General features: G+C 73.1%; 21 protein-coding genes. 16 read left to right on the top strand and 5 right to left on the bottom strand.

All coding sequences use genetic code 11. The features are described 5' to 3' along the window. Window positions 1-210: 210 nt before the first annotated feature. Genes AB0K02_RS08240 through AB0K02_RS08255 form a run of 4 tightly spaced genes read left to right on the top strand, consistent with a single transcriptional unit; the run spans window position 211 to window position 4,004 of the window. Window positions 211-1,485 carry an NYN domain-containing protein gene (locus AB0K02_RS08240; RefSeq protein WP_365991533.1) on the top strand — a complete coding sequence of 425 codons (1,275 nt, stop codon included), beginning with the start codon at window positions 211-213 and terminating at the stop codon, window positions 1,483-1,485. Between the two features lie 20 nt (window positions 1,486-1,505). Further along, on the top strand, window positions 1,506-2,480 hold the full coding sequence (locus AB0K02_RS08245; RefSeq protein WP_365991753.1) for an ABC transporter ATP-binding protein: 975 nt from the start codon (window positions 1,506-1,508) through the stop codon (window positions 2,478-2,480). Between the two features lie 29 nt (window positions 2,481-2,509). Then, window positions 2,510-3,295 (top strand): ABC transporter permease, encoded by a 786-nt coding sequence (locus tag AB0K02_RS08250; RefSeq protein WP_365991754.1) that lies wholly within the window; start codon window positions 2,510-2,512, stop codon window positions 3,293-3,295. A 34-nt stretch (window positions 3,296-3,329) separates the two neighbouring features. Then, window positions 3,330-4,004 carry an ABC transporter permease gene (locus AB0K02_RS08255; RefSeq protein ID WP_365991534.1) on the top strand — a complete coding sequence of 225 codons (675 nt, stop codon included), beginning with the start codon at window positions 3,330-3,332 and terminating at the stop codon, window positions 4,002-4,004. Between the two features lie 743 nt (window positions 4,005-4,747). Here the strand turns inward: AB0K02_RS08255 and ybaK are convergent. From ybaK to AB0K02_RS08275, 4 genes are all read right to left on the bottom strand, one after another. After that, window positions 4,748-5,254, bottom strand: coding sequence for a Cys-tRNA(Pro) deacylase (ybaK, locus tag AB0K02_RS08260; RefSeq protein ID WP_365991535.1), 507 nt, complete (start codon window positions 5,252-5,254; stop codon window positions 4,748-4,750). Window positions 5,255-5,271: 17 nt separating this feature from the next. Continuing rightward, window positions 5,272-6,012, bottom strand: coding sequence for an LON peptidase substrate-binding domain-containing protein (locus tag AB0K02_RS08265; protein WP_365991536.1), 741 nt, complete (start codon window positions 6,010-6,012; stop codon window positions 5,272-5,274). Between the two features lie 5 nt (window positions 6,013-6,017). After that, window positions 6,018-7,049 (bottom strand): hypothetical protein, encoded by a 1,032-nt coding sequence (locus AB0K02_RS08270; protein ID WP_365991537.1) that lies wholly within the window; start codon window positions 7,047-7,049, stop codon window positions 6,018-6,020. A 111-nt stretch (window positions 7,050-7,160) separates the two neighbouring features. Continuing rightward, window positions 7,161-8,762 (bottom strand): oxidoreductase, encoded by a 1,602-nt coding sequence (locus AB0K02_RS08275; protein ID WP_365991538.1) that lies wholly within the window; start codon window positions 8,760-8,762, stop codon window positions 7,161-7,163. Between the two features lie 203 nt (window positions 8,763-8,965). On the opposite strand from AB0K02_RS08275, the gene hisD reads away from it, so the two are divergent. From hisD to hisF, 8 genes are read left to right on the top strand one after another with little or no spacing between them, the layout of a single operon-like run. After that, the gene (gene hisD, locus AB0K02_RS08280) at window positions 8,966-10,288 is read left to right on the top strand and encodes a histidinol dehydrogenase (RefSeq protein WP_365991540.1); all 1,323 of its coding nucleotides are present in this window, start codon (window positions 8,966-8,968) and stop codon (window positions 10,286-10,288) included. Further along, window positions 10,285-11,424 carry a histidinol-phosphate transaminase gene (locus tag AB0K02_RS08285; RefSeq protein WP_365991541.1) on the top strand — a complete coding sequence of 380 codons (1,140 nt, stop codon included), beginning with the start codon at window positions 10,285-10,287 and terminating at the stop codon, window positions 11,422-11,424. The genes hisD and AB0K02_RS08285 overlap by 4 nt, the downstream gene beginning before the upstream one ends. Further along, window positions 11,421-12,014, top strand: coding sequence for an imidazoleglycerol-phosphate dehydratase HisB (hisB, locus tag AB0K02_RS08290; RefSeq protein ID WP_177148749.1), 594 nt, complete (start codon window positions 11,421-11,423; stop codon window positions 12,012-12,014). The genes AB0K02_RS08285 and hisB overlap by 4 nt, the downstream gene beginning before the upstream one ends. Window positions 12,015-12,018: 4 nt before the next feature. Next, window positions 12,019-12,186 (top strand): hypothetical protein, encoded by a 168-nt coding sequence (locus AB0K02_RS08295; RefSeq protein WP_365991542.1) that lies wholly within the window; start codon window positions 12,019-12,021, stop codon window positions 12,184-12,186. A 4-nt stretch (window positions 12,187-12,190) separates the two neighbouring features. Then, the gene (gene hisH, locus AB0K02_RS08300) at window positions 12,191-12,832 is read left to right on the top strand and encodes an imidazole glycerol phosphate synthase subunit HisH (protein ID WP_365991543.1); all 642 of its coding nucleotides are present in this window, start codon (window positions 12,191-12,193) and stop codon (window positions 12,830-12,832) included. After that, on the top strand, window positions 12,832-13,566 hold the full coding sequence (priA, locus tag AB0K02_RS08305; RefSeq protein ID WP_365991544.1) for a bifunctional 1-(5-phosphoribosyl)-5-((5-phosphoribosylamino)methylideneamino)imidazole-4-carboxamide isomerase/phosphoribosylanthranilate isomerase PriA: 735 nt from the start codon (window positions 12,832-12,834) through the stop codon (window positions 13,564-13,566). Before hisH ends, priA begins: the two co-directional genes overlap by 1 nt. Then, window positions 13,563-13,976 carry a RidA family protein gene (locus tag AB0K02_RS08310; RefSeq protein WP_365991545.1) on the top strand — a complete coding sequence of 138 codons (414 nt, stop codon included), beginning with the start codon at window positions 13,563-13,565 and terminating at the stop codon, window positions 13,974-13,976. Before priA ends, AB0K02_RS08310 begins: the two co-directional genes overlap by 4 nt. Continuing rightward, complete coding sequence (gene hisF, locus AB0K02_RS08315; RefSeq protein ID WP_365991546.1) at window positions 13,973-14,728, top strand: imidazole glycerol phosphate synthase subunit HisF; 756 nt, start codon at window positions 13,973-13,975, stop codon at window positions 14,726-14,728. The genes AB0K02_RS08310 and hisF overlap by 4 nt, the downstream gene beginning before the upstream one ends. Before the next feature lie 123 nt (window positions 14,729-14,851). Here hisF and AB0K02_RS08320 read toward each other — a convergent pair whose 3' ends face one another. Continuing rightward, window positions 14,852-15,484 carry a TIGR03085 family metal-binding protein gene (locus AB0K02_RS08320; RefSeq protein WP_365991547.1) on the bottom strand — a complete coding sequence of 211 codons (633 nt, stop codon included), beginning with the start codon at window positions 15,482-15,484 and terminating at the stop codon, window positions 14,852-14,854. Window positions 15,485-15,567: 83 nt separating this feature from the next. On the opposite strand from AB0K02_RS08320, the gene hisI reads away from it, so the two are divergent. The 4 genes from hisI to AB0K02_RS08340 all read left to right on the top strand — a co-directional run bounded on the left by hisI (window position 15,568) and on the right by AB0K02_RS08340 (window position 18,452). Beyond that, the gene (gene hisI, locus AB0K02_RS08325; RefSeq protein WP_365991548.1) at window positions 15,568-15,933 is read left to right on the top strand and encodes a phosphoribosyl-AMP cyclohydrolase; all 366 of its coding nucleotides are present in this window, start codon (window positions 15,568-15,570) and stop codon (window positions 15,931-15,933) included. A gap of 11 nt (window positions 15,934-15,944) precedes the next feature. After that, window positions 15,945-17,441 (top strand): anthranilate synthase component I, encoded by a 1,497-nt coding sequence (locus AB0K02_RS08330; protein ID WP_365991549.1) that lies wholly within the window; start codon window positions 15,945-15,947, stop codon window positions 17,439-17,441. A gap of 14 nt (window positions 17,442-17,455) precedes the next feature. Then, window positions 17,456-18,094, top strand: a complete 639-nt coding sequence (locus AB0K02_RS08335) for a TIGR02234 family membrane protein (RefSeq protein WP_365991550.1) — start codon at window positions 17,456-17,458, stop codon at window positions 18,092-18,094. 103 nt (window positions 18,095-18,197) lie between these two features. Then, window positions 18,198-18,452 (top strand): HGxxPAAW family protein, encoded by a 255-nt coding sequence (locus AB0K02_RS08340; RefSeq protein WP_365991551.1) that lies wholly within the window; start codon window positions 18,198-18,200, stop codon window positions 18,450-18,452. Window positions 18,453-18,561 lie beyond the last annotated feature (109 nt).

Here is an 18,561-nt window from a genome sequence, read left to right on the forward strand (position 1 = left end):
GATTCCAGGACTCGAGCGATCCGCCACGCCGATGATCGAGTTCCGGCCGTCAACCCTGCGGCAGTCGGGCAGACTCGAAGGAAACCCGGAACAATCCCCGATCCGGACCTTTCCCGACCTCCGAGTTCCCGACGACCACCACGAGAGCGGTGATCGCGGAAGGGCTCTTGGGAACGTCGCCGAGAGAGTCCCCGAAAGAGGGTGGAACGCGTGGACCGCTGCGTCGTCCTGGTGGACGCCGGATATCTGCTGGGCGCCGCCGCGAGCCTTCTCGCCGGAGAACCGGCGCGGTCGCGGATCACCGTCGATCACTCCGCCCTCGTCCAGGGCCTGCGCGACCTCGCCGAGGCCGACACCGAACGCCCGCTGCTCCGCATCTACTGGTTCGACGGCGCCCCCGACCGGGTGCCCCAGCCCGAGCACCGCAGACTGCGCGTGATGCCGCGCGTCACCGTCCGGCTGGGCGCCCTGACCCGCAGCGACGGCCGCTGGGCCCAGAAGGGCGTCGACGCGGCCATGCACGCCGAACTCACCGAACTGGCCCGCAACCGCGCCTGCTCCGACGTGGTGCTCGTCACCGGCGACGGCGACCTCCTGCCGGGACTCATGTCCGCGAAGGAACACGGCGTCGCCGTCCACCTGTGGGCCGTCCAGGCCGCCGACGGCGACTACAACCAGTCCGAGGACCTCGTCGCCGAGGCCGACGAACGCCGCGTGCTCGACCGGGCCTGGATCACCCGGGCCGTACGGGCCAAGGAACTGACCGGCATCTGCGCTCCGGCCCCCGTGCCCCGCCCCGAGATCGCCGCCATCCTGTCCGCGCCGCTGCCCGAGTCGGCGCTCGCCGCCTCCGCCGAGCGCGCCCCCGACACCACCCCGCGCAACGGCACACCGACCGCGTCCGCCGACGCCGCCACCGCACCCGCGCCCACCCCCTCCAAGGGCGTGCCCACGCCCAAGGACCTCGCGGCGCTGCGCGCCCCCGGCCAGCACCACGCGCCGACCACCCCGGCGAACGCCACCCTGCGCTGGTCCTCCGACAAGGGCTGGATCGACCGCTCCGGACAAGGAGGAGCCGTCGGCGAGCCGCCCGAGAGCGCGTCCCTGCCCACCCTGGCCCAGCTCACCAGCGCCGAGCAGCGCTGGGCCGACCGCGAGGAGGACATCACCACCGTCGGCGGCGACCCCTTCGAGGTGGGCCAGGTCTTCGCCCGCCGCTGGATGGAGCGGCTGCCCGAGGCGGGCCACGTGCAGAACCTGTCCAGCATGTACCCGCGCATCCCGCACCGCATCGACGGCGAACTGCTCCGCTACGCGGCGCGTTTCGGACTTCTCGCCCACAAGGACGACCAGATCGACGAGCACGACCGCTATGCCATCCGCGCCGGATTCTGGCGCGAGATCGACGTGAGAACGGCCGCCGAGCACGCCCCGACGGGGGAGCAGTCGGGGCCCGAGGGCATCCGGGGCGGCCGGACCCCGTAGTCTCGTACCTCGTGAATACGGTGTGCGTGGTGCGGGACCTGGTCAAGACGTACCCCGCCGCGCGCGGCAGGAGGGGCACCCCCGGGACACCCGAGGTGCGGGCCACCGACGGGATCAGTCTCGACGTCCGGCGCGGCGAGATCTTCGGGCTGCTCGGACCCAACGGCGCGGGCAAGTCCACCCTCGTCCGCCAGCTCACCGGGCTCATGCGCCCCGACTCCGGCAGTGTCGAGCTCCTCGGCCACGACCTGGTGCGCCACCCCGAGCGGGCGGCCCGGCTCGTCGGCTACCTCGGCCAGGAGTCCACCGCCCTCGACGAACTGACCGTCGCCCTCGCCGCCGAGACCACCGGGCGGCTGCGCGGGCTGACCGTACGGCAGGCACGCGACGCACGGGACGCCGTCCTGGACGAGCTCGGACTCACCGCCCTCGCCGCGCGGCCCCTCAAGAAGCTGTCCGGCGGCCAGCGGCGGCTCGCCTGTTTCGCGGCGACCCTCGTCGGCGAGCGGCCCGTCCTCGTCCTCGACGAGCCGACGACCGGCATGGACCCCGTCGCCCGGCGCGCCGTGTGGGCGGCGGTCGACCGCCGTCGCGCCGAGCACGGCGCGACCGTGCTCCTCGTCACCCACAACGTCATCGAGGCCGAGACCGTCCTCGACCGCGTCGCCGTCCTCGACCACGGGCGCGTCATCGCCTGCGACACCCCCTCCGGGCTCAAGGAGCGGGTCGCGGGCGAGGTCCGCGTCGAACTCGTGTGGCGCGAGCGGGCGCCGCTGGACGTTCCCGAGGTCGCCGCGCTGCAGGACTTCGCACAGGAGTCGGGCCGCCGCTGGGTGCTGCGCCTCGCGCCGGAGGAGGCGCGGGCCGCGGTCGCCGCGGTGACGGGCGGCGCGGCGTTCGCGGCGCTCGACGACTTCACGCTTGCCACCCCGAGCCTGGAGGACGTGTACTTGGCACTCGGCGGGAACGCGACGAAGGGGCTGGTCAAGGCGTGAGCATCATCTCCGCCGCATCGGCGAGGACCGTGCGCGGGGCTGCCCCCGCCCCACAGGAGGCCGCGCCGCTCGCGCCACGGGCGCGACTGCTGCCGGCGCTCGCCGCGGTGTACCGCGCGCAGCTGTCCCGGGCGCGGGTCGCCCGGATCCCGCTGCTGTTCGTGGCGACCTTCCAGTCCGTCGGGATCATGGTCCTGATGCGCGGGGTCGTCGACGGCGGCAGTGAGGCGAGAGCGGTCGTCGCCGGCGCGAGCGTGCTCGTCGTGGCCTTCGTCGCGCTGAACCTGCTCGCCCAGTACTTCGGGCAGCTGCGTGCGGGGGGCGGCCTCGACCACTACGCCACGCTGCCGGTGCCGCCCGCGGCGGTGGTGCTCGGGGCGGCGGGGGCGTACGCCTCCTTCACCGTGCCGGGCACCGTGGTGACGGCGGTCGCGGGCAGCGTGCTCTTCCAGCTGCCGCTGACGCACCTGTGGGTGCTGGCCGCGGTGATCCCGCTGTCCGGCGCGGCACTCGCCGGACTGGGCGCGGCCCTCGGCCTCCTCGCCCCACGCCAGGAGCTGGCCACGCTGCTCGGCCAGCTGGGCATGTCGGCGGCGCTGCTGCTGGGGGTGCTCCCGGCCGACCGGCTGCCGGAACCGATCTCGTACGCGCGCGACCTGCTGCCCTCCACGTACGGCGTCGAGGCCCTCGCCCGTACCTTCGACGCACGTCCCGACTGGGCGGCGGTCGGCATCGACCTGGCGGTCTGCGCGGCCGTCGGCGTGGTGTCGCTGGCGGTGGCGACGTGGGCGTACCGGCGGGCGGCAGTCCGGTGAGGCGTCACTCGGGCGGGCCTGGCACGATGGCGGTGTGACCGCACCGCTGACTCCTCCTCACCGGCCGAACCAGCAGCCCTCGGGCGACAACCCCTGGCAGGCGCCGCCCACCGGCCCTGTCCCCGCGGGGGCGAGCTGGACGGGCGACGGGCCGGCCCCGAAGGACGGGCCGGGCACGGACGACCTGAGGAAGGACCTCAAGGACGGCGCCGTGGTGCTGGTGGCCGTGACGGTGCTCGGTGCGGTGCTCGGGCTGCTGTGGCTGTGGCTGGCGCCGCGGGTGCCGCTGATCTCCAACGAGAGCGGGGTCTTCCTCAAGGACACGGAGGGCGAGGAGGCCATAGGCGCGGACGGAACGTTTGTGCTGCTGGCGGCCGGGCTGGGTGCGCTGAGCGCGGCGGCCGCCTTCCTGTACCGCCGCCGCGGCGGAATCGTCATGGTGCTTGCCCTCGCGCTCGGCGGCCTGCTGGCCTCGCTGCTCGGCTGGGGCGTGGGCGTCTGGTTCGGCCCGACGCAGGACGTGGTGGAACACGCGCGCCAGGTGGGCGAGGGCGTGACCTTCGAGGCGTATCTGCAACTGGGCGCGAAGAACGCGCTGCTGGCGTGGCCGTTGGCGGCGATGGCGGTGCACCTGGGGCTGACGAGCCTTTTCGCACCGCATGACCCGGAGCCGGAGCACCCGCACGGGGCGTGGCCGAGCTCGGACTGAGTTCCCCGCGGCGCCTTGGCGGGCGCGGCGTCCGCCCCTCCCGAACTCGGGGGTTCTACCCCCGACCCGTCGCCCGGCTCGCTGGCGGCGGTGGCGGCCGTCCCTTCTCGAACCGGGGGTTCCACCCCCGGCCTCGTCGCCCGGCGCCCTGGCGGGCGCGGCGGCCGTCCCTTCTCGAACCGGGGGGTTCCACCCCCGACCCGTCGCCCGGCGCCCTGGCGGCCGTGGCGCATCCGCCCGGACCTGCCCTGTGCCTCGTCCGGGCGGCCTGCGCCCTGTCGGCGCGGCTGGGCTTCGGCTGCCCGGGTGGGTGGGGGCTCGGGCTTCGTTCCGCGCCCGTGCAGGGTGGTCTGCGTCCGAGCCGGGGACGTGCTCGGGGCTTCGCCTCGGACCCCGGCATCCGGCGCCCTGACGGGCGCGGGCGCATCTTCCGCCCCGTCGGGCGGGCCTGCGCCATGCGAGCACCGGCTGGCTTTCGGCATGGACCGGGCATCCTGCCCGCGCGGGCAGGGCCTCGGGGGCTTGGCCCCGCCCCCGCCCTGGTCCGAGCGGCCCCGTCCCCGCCTCCGGCGCCCCTCGGGACGGAACCGGCCGGTGCACAGGGCCGCGCACGGGCTGACGCGCAGCGAAATCCGCCCCCGCTGACCGTGGCCGCCCGGGGCGGGAAACCCAGCCCCGCCGGCGATTGAGGCGCGGGGTTCGGGGCGGAGCCCCGACGAGAGGGGTGCAAGGCTCCGAGAAGCCTACGCGCGCCCGATCGGGGCCACGGTCGCCGACGTCAGGTCGGCCAGCGCCTTGGGGGACAGCTCGACCTCCAGCCCGCGGCGGCCCGCCGAGATGCAGATCGTCTCGTGGGACGATGCCGACGCGTCCAGGACCGTCGGGAGGCGCTTGCGCTGGCCCAGGGGCGAGATGCCGCCGCGCACGTATCCGGTCGTGCGTTCCGCCGCCGCCGGGTCCGCCATCGTCGCGCGCTTGCCGCCCACCGCCGCCGCCAGGGCCTTCAGGTCGAGCTGGCCCGCGACCGGGACCACCGCCACCGTCAGGGCGCCGTCCACGTCCGCGACGAGGGTCTTGAACACGCGGTCGGCCGCGACACCGAGCGCCTGAGCCGCCTCCTCGCCGTACGACGGCGTCGACGGGTCGTGGTCGTACGCGTGGAGCGTGAACGGCGTGCCCGCGGCCGTCAGGGCGACCGTCGCCGGAGTGCCACCCGTGCCGCCCGACTGCTTCTTCTGCTTCTTCGCCACCTGGGTGGTCCCTCCCGTCAGTTGGGGCTCGTCGGCTGCCTCGTGAGGTCCACCATCGGCAACGACGGAAGGTGCCGCAGCACCGCCGTCTCCCCCCGCAGCAGCTTCAGTTCCTCGCGCAGCCGCGTCGCCGTGTCCGGCGCCTGGAGCAGCCGCTGCTTGGTGGGCGTGTCCAGCACGGCCGCCGCGGCGACCAGGTACGACACCACCGAGGGCTCGTCCGGCAGCTCCGCCCCCGTCGAGAGCGTCCGCTCACGCGCACCCGCCAGCCGCTGCTGGTAGTTGCGGAAGGCCCGCAGCACGCCCTCCGCGAGCGCGCCGGCGCCCTCCCCCGGCTCCTCGGGGAGTTCCTCCAGCTCCGCCGTCAGGAACGGACCGCTCGCGTCCACCGACAGCAGCCGCACGCGGGTGGTACCGGTCGCCAGGACCTCGAAGCTGCCGTCCTCCCGCTCCCGGATCGTCGCCGCGTCCGCGACGCAGCCCACCCGGTGGAACGCCTGGATCGGGTCGGACCCGAAACCGGCCGCGGGTCCGCGCTCGAGGACCGTCGTGGGGTCGGGCATGCCGGGCGCCGTCGGCGCGACCTCCCGCCCGTCCCGGATCGCGACGACGGCGAAACGCCTCGGCTCCTCCTCGTCCGTCTTCAGCAGTTCGCGCATCATGGCGCGATAACGCTCCTCGAAGACGTTCAGGGGCAGCACGAGCCCAGGGAAAAGCACCGAGTTCAGCGGGAAGAGGGGGAGGCGAACGGTGGTCACAGCGGTCAAGAGTAATGGGCGCGCGTGCGGGCCCCGCGCCCCCGCCCGCGCAGCGGCATCGTGGACGCGACTTCGATCCGCACCCCGTCCCGCGCCCGCAGGAACTGCCCCAGCGGATCGTCCGTCACCGACGTCCAGGGGAAGGAGGTCGCGCAGGGGCCGATCAGCCGGAACTGCGCCAGCGCGTCCGCCCACCGCCCGCGCGCCACGAGCACGTAGGTGAGCAGGTTGCGGACCTCGGCGGGCCACGGGTCCCCGGCCGCGTAGCCGGCGGACAGCGCGATGGCGAGGTCCGCCGCCGCGTCGATCCGGTCGTCCTGGACCGACGTGGTCGGCTCGCCGGTCAGCAGCTGGGCGAACGCCGCCCGGACCGGCAGCGCCTGGACCAGCGAACCCGGCAGCGCGTCGGCCGCCGCGTCCTCGGCGAAGTCGAAGCACTCGCGGTGCGAGCCGTACCACTGGGCGGACAGGTACTGCAGCGCCGCCACATGGCAGCCGTAGTGGTGCGACGACCGGCGGATGGCCCGCTCCCACAGGGACTCGAACGCCGTGTGCGTCGCGTGCGTCCCGCGGGCGTGGTCCAGCGCGATGCGCCACGGCACGGGGTCGTTCGGTTCGGCGTCCGCCGCCGCGTCGATCAGCGGGCCGACCTCGCGCAGCCGCTCGGCGCGGGCCGGCGACTCCCACGCCCGTGCGACCGCGAGCTGCGCCTTCACGAGCAGGGCGTCCGCGTCGCGGGGGCACGCGCCCAGCCAGCTGCCGAGCCATTCGTCCCGGTTCCTGGCGAACGCGGCGAGCCGCGACACGTACCGGTCGCGGTTCTCCCATTCGGCCGATTCCCGTGTGGTCGCGAGCAGCTTCGCGGCCCCTTCGTACTCGCCCTCGGCGGCCGCGACGAGCGCGGGAGCGAGCCGCTCGTCGGGGGCGTCGAGCAGTACCGCGTCGTCGGACACGAGGCCGTCGGACAGTCCGGGCGTATGACGGATCACGCGCGCGGTGCGGGTCAGGGCGCGAAGGAATGACATGGTGCGGACCATTGAAAACCGCAGGTGAGCGCCGCGCCAGAGCACGCCTGTGAATCTTTGGTAGCGGCGGAAAGGTTGCCCGGGAGCCGGTCAAGACAGGGTAAAGAAACGCTGCTCCGGGCTTTATCCGCGCCGCAGCAGACGGGAGGCTCCCGCCGCCACCGTGGTCGCCAGAATCCACCCGAGAAGCACCAGTGCCGCCGAAGCCCATTGCCAGCGCTCGTCAAGTCTCCAATAGCCGTCCTGGCCGAGATTGATCACCGGAATGAGCAGATCCAGCGCATACAGAGCCGGATTCCATTCCGGGTGCTCCTCCTTCTTGATCGGATCCGGGGCCACGTGCGCGAAGGCGATTGCGCCGGCCGCCCACAGCACCGCCATCCACAGCGCCGCCCGGCCGGGCCGGTAGCCGTACGCCACCGTCCAGTCCTGGAGGTAGCCCCACAGCTTCGCGGCCAGCGGCAGCGTCTCCCGCCGCCGGCGCTGCTTGGCGAGCAGCACCTCGCGGGCGTCCGCGTCCTCGCCGCTGTTGCGCAGCACGGTCGCGAGCCGTTCGTACGGCTCCGGGGAGTACTCCGGTGTCGCCGAGGTCACCCACTCCAGCCGGCGCGACAGCGGGAACTCCTCGTAGGGGACGAGGTTTTCGTAGACGAAGCCGCCCATCGCCAGACCGCCGGGCCCCGGCCAGCTCGCCGCCAGGTCGATCAGCGTCACCACCTTGGCGCCGTTCAGCACGACCCGGCCCTCCTCGGGGCGCTCCGCGTTGAACCGCAGCTCCGGCGTCGTGATCCGGCGCAGTGACAGCTCCTCGTGCGGGCTCAGCACGAACCGCGCGCGGTTCAGGTCGACCGCGTCGCCGAACCGCCCGTCGTCCAGGCGCACCCCGCCGTAGCACTCGAAGGGCTGCAGCCGCGAGCCGCGCACCGCCGCGCCCGCGGTGTTGATCCCGAACGGGGGAGTGGCGCCCTGGTTGCCGGTGGCGAGGCTCACCCAGGCGCCCGTCATGTACAGCGTGCGCTCGACGCTCAGCTGCGGGGCGTTCAGCGCGCGCCGCTCGGCGGCCGCCCGCAGCCGGCTGCCGCGCAGACTGAGCGAGACGCCGATCTTCGCGCCGCGCAGGCTGAACTCCCCGTAGGTCTCGATCAGTTCGGCCTGTAAGTCCTGGGCGACCGACAAACCGTCCGCGGTGATGGCACGCCCGCGGCGGTCCGGGCGCACATGGATCTGGTTGAGCAGCAGGTCCGTGCCGATCTGCGCGTCGGTGAGCCGGATGCCGTGCTCCACCCGGCAGCGCGGCATGTGCAGATCGCCCTCCGTGCGCAGCCGGGCCGCCTCGATGCGCGGGATCGCGCAGCCGACCAGGCGCACGGTGGTGAAGTGCGCCTCGGGCATCAGCAGCTCGTTCTCGAAGCGGCAGCCGTTGAGCTCGACGTAGGGGCCGATGCTGCCGCCGGCGAGCTTGAGCGTGCCGGTGATCTGGACGCCGCGCAGCTTGAGCGCGGCGACCCGGCCCGGCCGCGCGGACGGACCGCTCAGCAGCAGCCGCGCCACGACGGACGCGCGCACGCTGCGCTCGGGGCCCCAGGGGTGCGGCGAGAACGGGTCGTTCAGCAGGGGATCGGTGTCGCTGAGGTCGTAGGCGCTGCCGTTCCTGAAGGCGTTCCACATGTTCTGCTCGGTCGGGCTCAGTCCCTCCGGGGGCCCGTCGTCAAGCGGCTCGGTCACTGCCGCTCCTCCGCTCGTTGGCTCGTACAGCTGTTCTTCCCGCTCAGTGACGGCCTGAACGCTAGTGGTGAGGGTCGGCCGGAGATGAGCTGGGGTGGCTGTTTTCGGCCTACGGGAACGGTGGGGGCGCGGTGACGGGCGCACCCGTATCAGTGACTGATACGGAAAACAACCGCCGGATCCGGTCTGAGAGAATTGGTTCCGTGATCTCTCGAATCGATCTGCGCGGCGACGCCCTCCCGGAGGGCGGCGCTCTGCGCGACCTGCTGCCCCGTGCCGATTTCGACGTGGAAGCCGCCCTGGAGAAGGTGCGGCCGATCTGCGAGGACGTGCATCATCGGGGCGACGCGGCGCTGATCGAGTACGCGGAGAGGTTCGACGGGGTCGTCCTCGACCAGGTGCGCGTGCCGGCCGCCGCCCTCACCCGGGCGCTGGCCGAGCTCGACCCCGAGGTCAGGGCCGCCCTGGAGGAGTCGATCCGGCGCGCCAGGATCGTCCACCGCGCCCAGCGCCGCAAGGACCACACCACGCAGGTCGTCCCCGGCGGCACCGTCACCGAGAAGTGGGTCCCCGTCGACCGCGTCGGGCTCTACGCCCCCGGCGGCCGGTCCGTCTACCCCTCCTCCGTGATCATGAACGTGGTGCCCGCGCAGGAGGCCGGCGTCCCGTCCCTCGCGCTGGCGTCCCCCGCGCAGAAGGAGTTCGGCGGCCTTCCGCACCCCACCATCCTCGCGGCCTGCGCGCTGCTCGGCGTCGACGAGGTCTACGCGGCGGGCGGCGCCACCGCCGTCGCGATGTTCGCGTACGGCACCGAGTCCTGCCCCGCGGCCAACATGGTGACCGGCCCCGGCAACATCTGGGTCGCCGCGGCCAAGCGGTACTTCACCGGCCGCATCGGCATCGACGCCGAGGCCGGTCCCACCGAGATCGCGATCCTCGCCGACTCGACCGCCGACCCGGCGCACGTCGCCGCCGACCTGATCAGCCAGGCCGAGCACGACCCGCTGGCCGCGGCCGTGCTCGTCACCGACTCCGAGGAGCTCGCCGCCGCGGTCGAGCGCGAGCTGGAGCCGCAGGTCGCCGCCACCAAGCACGTCGAGGACCGGATCAGGCCCGCGCTGGCCGGCAGGCAGTCCGCGATCGTCCTCGTCTCCTCGGTCGAGGACGGCCTCAAGGTCGTCGACGCGTACGGCGCCGAGCACCTGGAGATCCAGACCGCCGGCGCCGCCGACGTCGCGGCCCGTGTCCGCAACGCGGGCGCGATCTTCGTCGGCCCGTGGGCGCCCGTGTCGCTCGGCGACTACGCCGCCGGCTCCAACCACGTCCTGCCCACCGGCGGCTGCGCCTGCCACTCCTCGGGCCTGTCCGTGCAGTCGTTCCTGCGCGGCATCCACATCGTGGACTACACGCGCGACGCGCTCGCCGAGGTCGCCCACCACGTGGTGACGCTGGCCGAGGCGGAGGACCTGCCCGCGCACGGCGCCGCCCTCAAGGCGAGGTTCGACTGGAAGGTGCCGGGACAGTGACCGACATCGCAAACACCTCCTCGTCCCCCTGGGACGACCTGCCGATCCGGGACGAGCTGCGCGGCAAGTCCCCCTACGGCGCGCCCCAGCTCGACGTCCCCGTCCGGCTGAACACCAACGAGAACCCCTACCCGCTCCCCGAGCCGCTCGTCGAGCGGATCGCCGAGCGGGTGCGCGAGGCCGCACGCGGGCTGAACCGCTACCCCGACCGGGACGCGGTCGAGCTGCGCACCGAGCTGGCGCGCTACCTCACCCGCACGACCGGCCACGAGGTCGCGCTCGCCAACGTGTGGGCAGCCAACGGCTCCAACGAGGTCATCCAGCAGCTGCTGCAGACCTTCGCCGGTCCGGGGCGGGTCGCCATCGGCTTCGAGCCGTCGTACTCCATGCACGAGCTGATCTCCCGCGGCACGGGCACGGGCTGGATCTCCGGCCCCCGCAGCGAGGACTTCACCATCGACGTCGGCAGGGCGCGGGCCGCCATCGCCGAGCACCGGCCGGACGTCGTCTTCGTCACCACGCCCAACAACCCCACCGGCACCGCTGTCGACGCCGACACCGTCCTCGCGCTGTACGAGGCCGCGCAGGAGGCCAAGCCCTCCCTCGTCGTGGTGGACGAGGCGTACGTGGAGTTCAGCCACCACCCCTCGCTGCTGCCGCTCATCGAGGGCCGGCCGAACCTGGTCGTCTCGCGCACCATGTCGAAGGCGTTCGGCGCGGCCGGGCTGCGCCTCGGCTACCTCGCCGCGCACCCCGCGGTGGTCGACGCCGTCCAGCTGGTGCGCCTGCCCTACCACCTGTCGGCCGTCACCCAGGCCACCGCGCTGGCCGCCCTGGAGCACACCGATACGCTCCTCGGGTACGTCGAGCAGCTGAAGACCGAGCGGGACCGGCTGGTCGCGGAGCTGCGCGCCATCGGCTACGAAGTCACCGAATCCGACGCCAACTTCGTGCAGTTCGGGCGCTTCGACGGCGAGGGCGGCGCGCAGGCGATGTGGCAGAAGATCCTCGACCACGGCGTGCTGGTCCGTGACAACGGCGTACCGGGGCGACTGCGGGTCACCGCCGGTACGCCCGAAGAGAACGACGCGTTCCTCGATGCGGTTCGCGCACTGAAGAAGGAGCAGAGCTCATGAGCCGCACTGGACGGGTCGAGCGCACCACCAAGGAGACCTCGGTCGTCGTCGAGATAGACCTCGACGGCACCGGCAAGGTCGACGTCGCCACCGGCGTCGGCTTCTTCGACCACATGCTCGACCAGCTCGGCAGGCACGGCCTGTTCGACCTGACCGTCAAGACCGACGGCGACCTGCACATCGACACCCACCACACCATCGAGGACACCGCCCTCGCCCTCGGCGCCGCCTTCAAGCAGGCCCTCGGCGACAAGGTCGGCATCTACCGCTTCGGCAACTGCACCGTGCCGCTGGACGAGTCCCTCGCGCAGGTCACCGTGGACCTCTCGGGCCGCCCGTACCTGGTGCACACCGAGCCGGAGAACATGGCGCCGATGATCGGCACCTACGACACGACGATGACCCGGCACATCCTGGAGTCCTTCGTCGCCCAGGCGCAGATCGCCCTGCACGTCCACGTCCCGTACGGGCGCAACGCGCACCACATCGTCGAGTGCCAGTTCAAGGCCCTCGCCCGTGCGCTGCGCTACGCCTCGGAGCGCGACCCGCGCGCCGCCGGCATCCTTCCCTCCACGAAGGGCGCGCTCTAAGAAGATGACCGGTCTGTCCACCATCCTCATCGTCGTCGGGCTGTTCCTCGCCGGCGGCGTCTACTCCTTCTCCAAACAGAAGATGCCCAAGGGCCCCATCGTGCTGCTGACCGCGGCCTCCGCGATGTGCCTGGTCGCCGGCGTTCTGCGGATTCAGGGAATCTGGGGGTAGCAGCGTGAGCGCACAGAAGAAGGTCGTCGTCTTCGACTACGGCTTCGGCAACGTCCGTTCCGCCGAGCGCGCGCTCGCGCGCGTCGGCGCGGACGTCGAGATCACCCGTGACTACGACAAGGCCATGAACGCCGAAGGGCTCCTCGTCCCGGGCGTCGGCGCCTTCGCCGCCTGCATGGAGGGCCTGACCCAGGCCCGCGGCCACTGGATCGTCGACCGACGGCTCTCCGGCGGCCGGCCCGTCATGGGCATCTGCGTCGGCATGCAGATCCTGTTCGCGCGCGGCATCGAGCACGGCGTCGAGACCGACGGCCTCGACGAGTGGCCCGGCACCGTCGGACCGCTGAAGGCCCCGGTCGTGCCCCACATGGGCTGGAACACCGTCGAGGCGCCCGCGGACAGCGAGCTCTTCGCCGGAGTCGAGGACGACGCGCGGTTCTACTTCGTGCACTCCTACGCGGTGCACGAGTGGAACTTCGAGGCCGCCAACGCCGCCATGCGCGCGCCCAAGGTCACCTGGGCCACGCACGGCGAGCCCTTCGTCGCCGCCGTCGAGAACGGCGCGCTGTGGGCCACCCAGTTCCACCCCGAGAAGTCCGGCGACGCCGGTGCCCAGCTGCTGACCAATTGGATCGAGACGCTCTGATGCCGAAGCTTGAACTCCTCCCCGCAGTCGACGTCCGCGACGGCCAGGCCGTCCGCCTCGTCCATGGCGAGTCCGGTACGGAGACCTCCTACGGCTCCCCGCTGGAGGCCGCCCTGGCCTGGCAGCGCGCGGGCGCCGAGTGGCTGCACCTCGTCGACCTGGACGCCGCCTTCGGCACCGGCGACAACCGCGACCTGATCGCCGAGGTCGCAGGGAGCCTGTCGGCTCACGGCGTCAAGGTCGAGCTGTCCGGCGGCATCCGCGACGACGCCTCCCTCGCGGCCGCGCTCGCCACCGGCTGCCGGCGCGTCAACCTGGGCACCGCCGCGCTGGAGACCCCGGAATGGGTCGCCAAGGTCATCGCCGAGCACGGCGACAGGATCGCGGTGGGCCTCGACGTGCGGGGCACCACCCTGCGCGGCCGCGGCTGGACCCGCGACGGCGGCGACCTCTACGAGACCCTGGCCCGCCTCGACTCCGAGGGCTGCGCCCGGTACGTGGTCACCGACATCGCCAAGGACGGCACGCTCCAGGGCCCCAACCTGGAGCTGCTGCGGAACGTCTGCGCCGCGACCGACAAGCCCGTCGTCGCCTCGGGCGGTGTCTCCTCCCTCGACGACCTGCGCGCGCTCGCGTCGCTGGTGCCCGAGGGCGTCGAGGGCGCGATCGTCGGAAAGGCGCTGTACGCCAAGGCGTTCACGCTGGAAGAAGCGCTGGCGGCGGTGTCCGCATGACGCAAGCCGTACGCCGGATCGGCTCGGGTGGGCCGTGGGAGGAGTCCTTCGGCTACTCCCGCGCCGTCCAGCTGCCGAACGGCCTGGTCCTCGTCTCCGGCTGCACCTCCGTCGCCGGCGGCGAGATCTCCGCGGGCGGACCGTTCGAGCAGACGATGACCGCGTTCGGGGTGGCGCTCGACGCCCTGAAGGAACTCGGCCTCGGCGCCGAGGACGTCGTGCGCACCCGTATGTACATCACCCACGCCCGGGACGTGGACGAAGTGGGCCGCGCGCACAAGGAGCTGTTCGGCGCGGTCCGTCCGGCCGCGTCGATGCTCATCGTCTCCGGCTTCGTCGACCCCTCGCTGGTCGTCGAGGTCGAGGTCGAGGCGTACCGGCCCACCACCACCGAAGGAGGTGCCGCATGACCCTCGCGGTCCGCGTGATCCCCTGCCTGGACGTCGACGCCGGCCGGGTCGTCAAGGGCGTCAACTTCCAGAACCTGCGCGACGCGGGCGACCCCGTCGAGATGGCCAAGCTGTACGACGCCGAAGGCGCCGACGAGCTCACCTTCCTCGACATCACGGCCTCGTCCGGAAACCGGGAGACCACCTACGACGTGGTGCGCCGCACCGCCGAACAGGTCTTCATCCCGCTCACCGTCGGCGGCGGCGTGCGCAGCGCCGATGACGTCGACAAGCTGCTGCGCGCGGGCGCGGACAAGGTCGGCGTCAACACCGCGGCGATCGCCCGCCCGGAGCTGATCCGCGAGATCGCCGAGCGGTTCGGCCGCCAGGTGCTGGTGCTGTCCGTCGACGCGCGGCGGACCGCGGCGGGGACGTTCGAGGTCACCACGCACGGCGGCCGCAAGGGCACCGGCATCGACGCCGTCGAGTGGGCGCACCGGGCCGCCGAACTGGGCGCCGGTGAGATCCTGCTCAACTCGATGGACGCCGACGGCACCAAGGACGGCTACGACACCGAGATGATCGCGGCCGTGCGGAAGCACGTCACGGTCCCGGTGATCGCGTCCGGCGGCGCCGGCAAGCTGGCCGACTTCGCTCCGGCCGTCGACGCGGGCGCGGACGCGGTGCTCGCCGCCTCCGTGTTCCACTTCGGAGACCTGCGGATCTCCCAGGTCAAGGACACCCTGCGGGCGGCGGGCCACCCGGTCCGCTGACCCCGACCGAAGGGGTCCCGGGAGAACGTCCCGGGACCCCTTCGGCATGTCTGCGTCACTGCGCTCCGGTACGTGCTGTGGCTCCGCGGCGGGCCGGACGCGCACCACAACCGCTTCCGGGGTCTAGACCCCGAGCTGCGCCTCGCGGACCCGCGCGATCGCGTCCTTGTCGCCCTCCAGGTCCACCCGCGTCGCGTCCTGGCGGCCGAAGGCGAACAGCGTCAGCTCGCCGGGCTCCCCGGTCACCGTCACCACGGGCGTACCGCGATGCGCCACCGCCGTCTGACCGTCCGGCCGGCGCAGCACCAGCCCCACCGGCGACCTGCGCCCGAGCAGCCGCGCGCCCTTCTCCAGGCGCGACCACAGCACGTTCTCGAAGACCTTGTCCAGATCGCGCGGCGCCCAGTCCGGCTGCGCCCGCCGCACGTCCTCGGCGTGGACGAAGAACTCGATCGTGTTCGCCGCCTCGTCGACCGGCTTGATGGCGTACGGCGACATCCGCGGCGGTCCCGTACGGATCAGCTGGACCAGCTCGTCGTACGGCTTGGCCGCGAACTCCGCCAGGATCCGCTCCGCACGGTCCTTGAGCGCCTTGATCAGGATTCCGCCGGCGGCGTCCGGCCTGCGCTCGCGCATCACCACGTGCGCCGCCAGCTCCCGTGTCGTCCAGCCGTGGCACAGGGTCGCGGCCTCCGGCCCCGCCGCCTCCAACACATCGGCGAGCAGAAGTCGTTCGCGCTTCGCATGGGTCGACATGCCCGCCAGCGTACGGCCGTCCCGCCGGGTCCGCCCAGTGGACGCACCGTCCGGGCCGCCCCGCGGCACGGCACAATGGGCCCATGACCAGCAGTGTCCCCGCCAGTGGCCTCGACCCCGCCATCGCCGCCCGCCTCAAGCGCAGCGCCGACGGCCTCCTCCCCGCCATCGCCCAGCAGTACGACACCGGTGAGGTGCTGATGCTCGGCTGGATGGACGACGAGGCACTGCACCGAACCCTGACCACCGGCCGCTGCACCTACTGGTCCCGCAGCCGCCGGGAGTACTGGGTCAAGGGCGACACGTCCGGCCACGTGCAGCACGTGAAGTCCGTCGCCCTGGACTGCGACGCCGACACCGTGCTCGTCAAGGTCGACCAGGTCGGCGCCGCCTGCCACACCGGCGCCCGGACCTGCTTCGACGCCGACGTCCTGCCCCTCGGCGAGTAGGGTCTGCCGCCATGGATCTCGAGACCTTCCGCAAGCTGGCCGCCGACCGCCGTGTCATCCCCGTCAGCCGTCGCCTGCTCGCGGACGGCGACACACCCGTCGGGCTCTACCGCAAGCTCGCCGCCGAGCGTCCCGGCACGTTCCTCCTGGAGTCCGCGGAGAACGGCCGCTCCTGGTCGCGCTACTCGTTCATCGGCGTACGCTCCGACGCCACGCTCACCGTCCGCGACGGCCAGGCGCACTGGCTCGGCGTCCCGCCCGTCGGCGTCCCCACGGACGGCGACCCGCTCGCCGCCCTGCGCGAGACCGTGCAGACGCTCCACACCCCGCGCGACCTCGCGTCGGGCATGCCCCCCTTCACCGGCGGCATGGTCGGCTACCTCGGCTACGACATCGTGCGCAGGCTCGAGAAGATCGGCCCCGGTGAGCGCGACGACCTGAAGCTGCCCGAGCTGACCATGCTGCTCACCTCGGACCTCGCGGTCATGGACCACTGGGACGGCAGCGTCCTGCTGATCGCCAACGCCATCAACCACAACTGCCTCGCCACCGGGGTCGACGAGGCGTACGCGAACGCCGTCGCCCGCCTCGACGCCATGGAGGCCGACCTCGCCCGGCCGCTCGCCTCCGCGCCCGCCGCCCTGCCGCCCTCGGAGCTGCCCGAGTTCTCGGCGCTGTGGGGAGGCCGGGACTACCAGGACGCCGTCGAGGACATCAAGGAGCGCATCCGGGCCGGCGAGGCGTTCCAGGTCGTGCCCTCCCAGCGGTTCGAGACGCCGTGCGCCGCGAGCGCGCTGGACGTCTACCGGGTCCTGCGGGCCACCAACCCGTCGCCGTACATGTACCTCTTCCGCTTCGAGGGGTTCGACGTCGTCGGCTCCAGCCCCGAGGCGCTGGTCAAGGTCGAGGACGGGCACGCCATGCTCCACCCGATCGCCGGCACCCGCCCGCGCGGCGCCACCCCGCAGGAGGACCACGACCTCGCCGAGGAGTTGCTCGCCGACCCCAAGGAGCGCGCCGAGCACCTGATGCTCGTGGACCTCGGCCGCAACGACCTGGGCCGCGTCTGCGCGCCCGGCAGCGTCGAGGTCGTCGACTTCATGTCGATCGAGCGGTACTCCCACGTCATGCACATCGTCTCCACCGTGACCGGCAGGGTCGCCGAGGGCCGTACCGCCTTCGACGTCCTCACCGCCTGCTTCCCCGCGGGCACCCTGTCCGGGGCGCCCAAGCCCCGCGCCATGCAGATCATCGACGAGCTGGAGCCCTCGCGCCGCGGGCTGTACGGCGGCGCCGTCGGCTACCTGGACTTCGCGGGCGACTCCGACACCGCCATCGCCATCAGGACCGCGCTGCTGCGCGACGGCACGGCGTACGTCCAGGCCGGAGCGGGTGTCGTCGCCGACTCCGACCCGGTCGCCGAGGACACCGAGTGCCGCAACAAGGCGGCGGCCGTGCTGCGCGCCGTCCACACCGCCAACCGGCTGAACGGCGCGTCGGGGCGGTAAGGGATAGTGGACGCGTGAGTGCCGTACCCGTACCCCAGCCACGCGCCGCCGCGGCGGCCGCCACCAGCGGCAGCCGCCGCAGCCTCGCCGCGGCCCTGCTCCTCGGCGCCGTCGGCGCGACCGTCGTCCTGCTCGCCGCCGGGCGGATCTGGGCGGAGGGCCGCGCCTCGGTCGGCGGCGGGACCGTTGCGCTCGACGCCGACGGCGGGGACGTCACGGGCGTGCCCACCGCGCTCGCGATCGTCGGACTCGCCGCCCTCGTCGCCGTGTTCGCCGTCCGTGGCGCAGGCCGCTTCGTCGTCTCCGGGCTCCTGGCGCTCAGCGGCGCGGGTGCGGCGCTGGCGTCGCTGCTGGGCGCGTCCGATCGCGACGCGCTCGACGAGAAGGCGGCGCGCACCACGGGCGACGCCGCCGCGACGGTCGACGCGCTCACCCACACGGCCTGGCCCTACGTGACCGCGGCCGGCGGCCTGCTGATCCTGCTCGCCGGTGTCCTGGCGCTGCGGTACGGCAGGCGGTGGCCCGCCATGTCCGGCCGCTACGAGCGCGACGGCACACCGCGTCCCCGCAAGGCGGCCGCCGTGGACCCCGACCGGCCCGAGGACCTCTGGAAGGCCCTGGACCGCGGCGAGGACCCGACGCGCGAAGGGTGACCCCAGCTCACCGCGCGTGTTGTCGTACGGGACAATGACTGCGAGCGTCCGGCTCAGCACGAGCACCAGCTCACGACAGCGCATCACAAACGAGGAGCAACTCATGGCGGGCAGCAGCCACGGACACACCCCGGCCGCCTGGACCGGCGTCACCATCTCCTTCATCGGCTTCTGCGTCGCAGGCGTCTTCATGGTGGCGGACAACCCGGTCGGCTTCTGGGCCGGTTCGGCCCTCATCGCGCTCGGCGCGATCGCGGGCGGCGCCATGAAGATGGCCGGCCTCGGCACGCCGCAGGAGCCGGACGAGGTGGTCCAGGCCCGCGCCCGCGCCGCCGCGCAGGAGAGGGCGACCGCGTGACGCGGTGACGATCCGGGAGGAAACGGCGCAGCACGGCACGACCGGGCTGCGCCGTTGTGCTGGAACGGCGAGAATCACCAGATGACCCCGACGCCCCCGTCCCCCGGCC

This window comes from Streptomyces sp. NPDC049597 (assembly GCF_040675505.1).
In the GTDB taxonomy this organism is placed as follows: Bacteria; Actinomycetota; Actinomycetes; order Streptomycetales; family Streptomycetaceae; genus Streptomyces.

Excerpts from the sequence above, each read along its gene's own strand:
- AB0K02_RS08330 (WP_365991549.1), top strand. The coding sequence starts at position 15,945 with ATGGATCTCGAGACCTTCCGCAAGCTGGCCGCCGACCGCCGTGTCATC.
- priA (WP_365991544.1), top strand. The coding sequence starts at position 12,832 with ATGCCGAAGCTTGAACTCCTCCCCGCAGTCGACGTCCGCGACGGCCAG.
- AB0K02_RS08340 (WP_365991551.1), top strand. The coding sequence starts at position 18,198 with ATGGCGGGCAGCAGCCACGGACACACCCCGGCCGCCTGGACCGGCGTC.
- hisF (WP_365991546.1), top strand. The coding sequence starts at position 13,973 with ATGACCCTCGCGGTCCGCGTGATCCCCTGCCTGGACGTCGACGCCGGC.
- hisB (WP_177148749.1), top strand. The coding sequence starts at position 11,421 with ATGAGCCGCACTGGACGGGTCGAGCGCACCACCAAGGAGACCTCGGTC.
- AB0K02_RS08295 (WP_365991542.1), top strand. The coding sequence starts at position 12,019 with ATGACCGGTCTGTCCACCATCCTCATCGTCGTCGGGCTGTTCCTCGCC.
- AB0K02_RS08310 (WP_365991545.1), top strand. The coding sequence starts at position 13,563 with ATGACGCAAGCCGTACGCCGGATCGGCTCGGGTGGGCCGTGGGAGGAG.
- hisI (WP_365991548.1), top strand. The coding sequence starts at position 15,568 with ATGACCAGCAGTGTCCCCGCCAGTGGCCTCGACCCCGCCATCGCCGCC.
- AB0K02_RS08320 (WP_365991547.1), bottom strand. The coding sequence starts at position 15,484 with ATGTCGACCCATGCGAAGCGCGAACGACTTCTGCTCGCCGATGTGTTG.
- AB0K02_RS08270 (WP_365991537.1), bottom strand. The coding sequence starts at position 7,049 with ATGGTCCGCACCATGTCATTCCTTCGCGCCCTGACCCGCACCGCGCGC.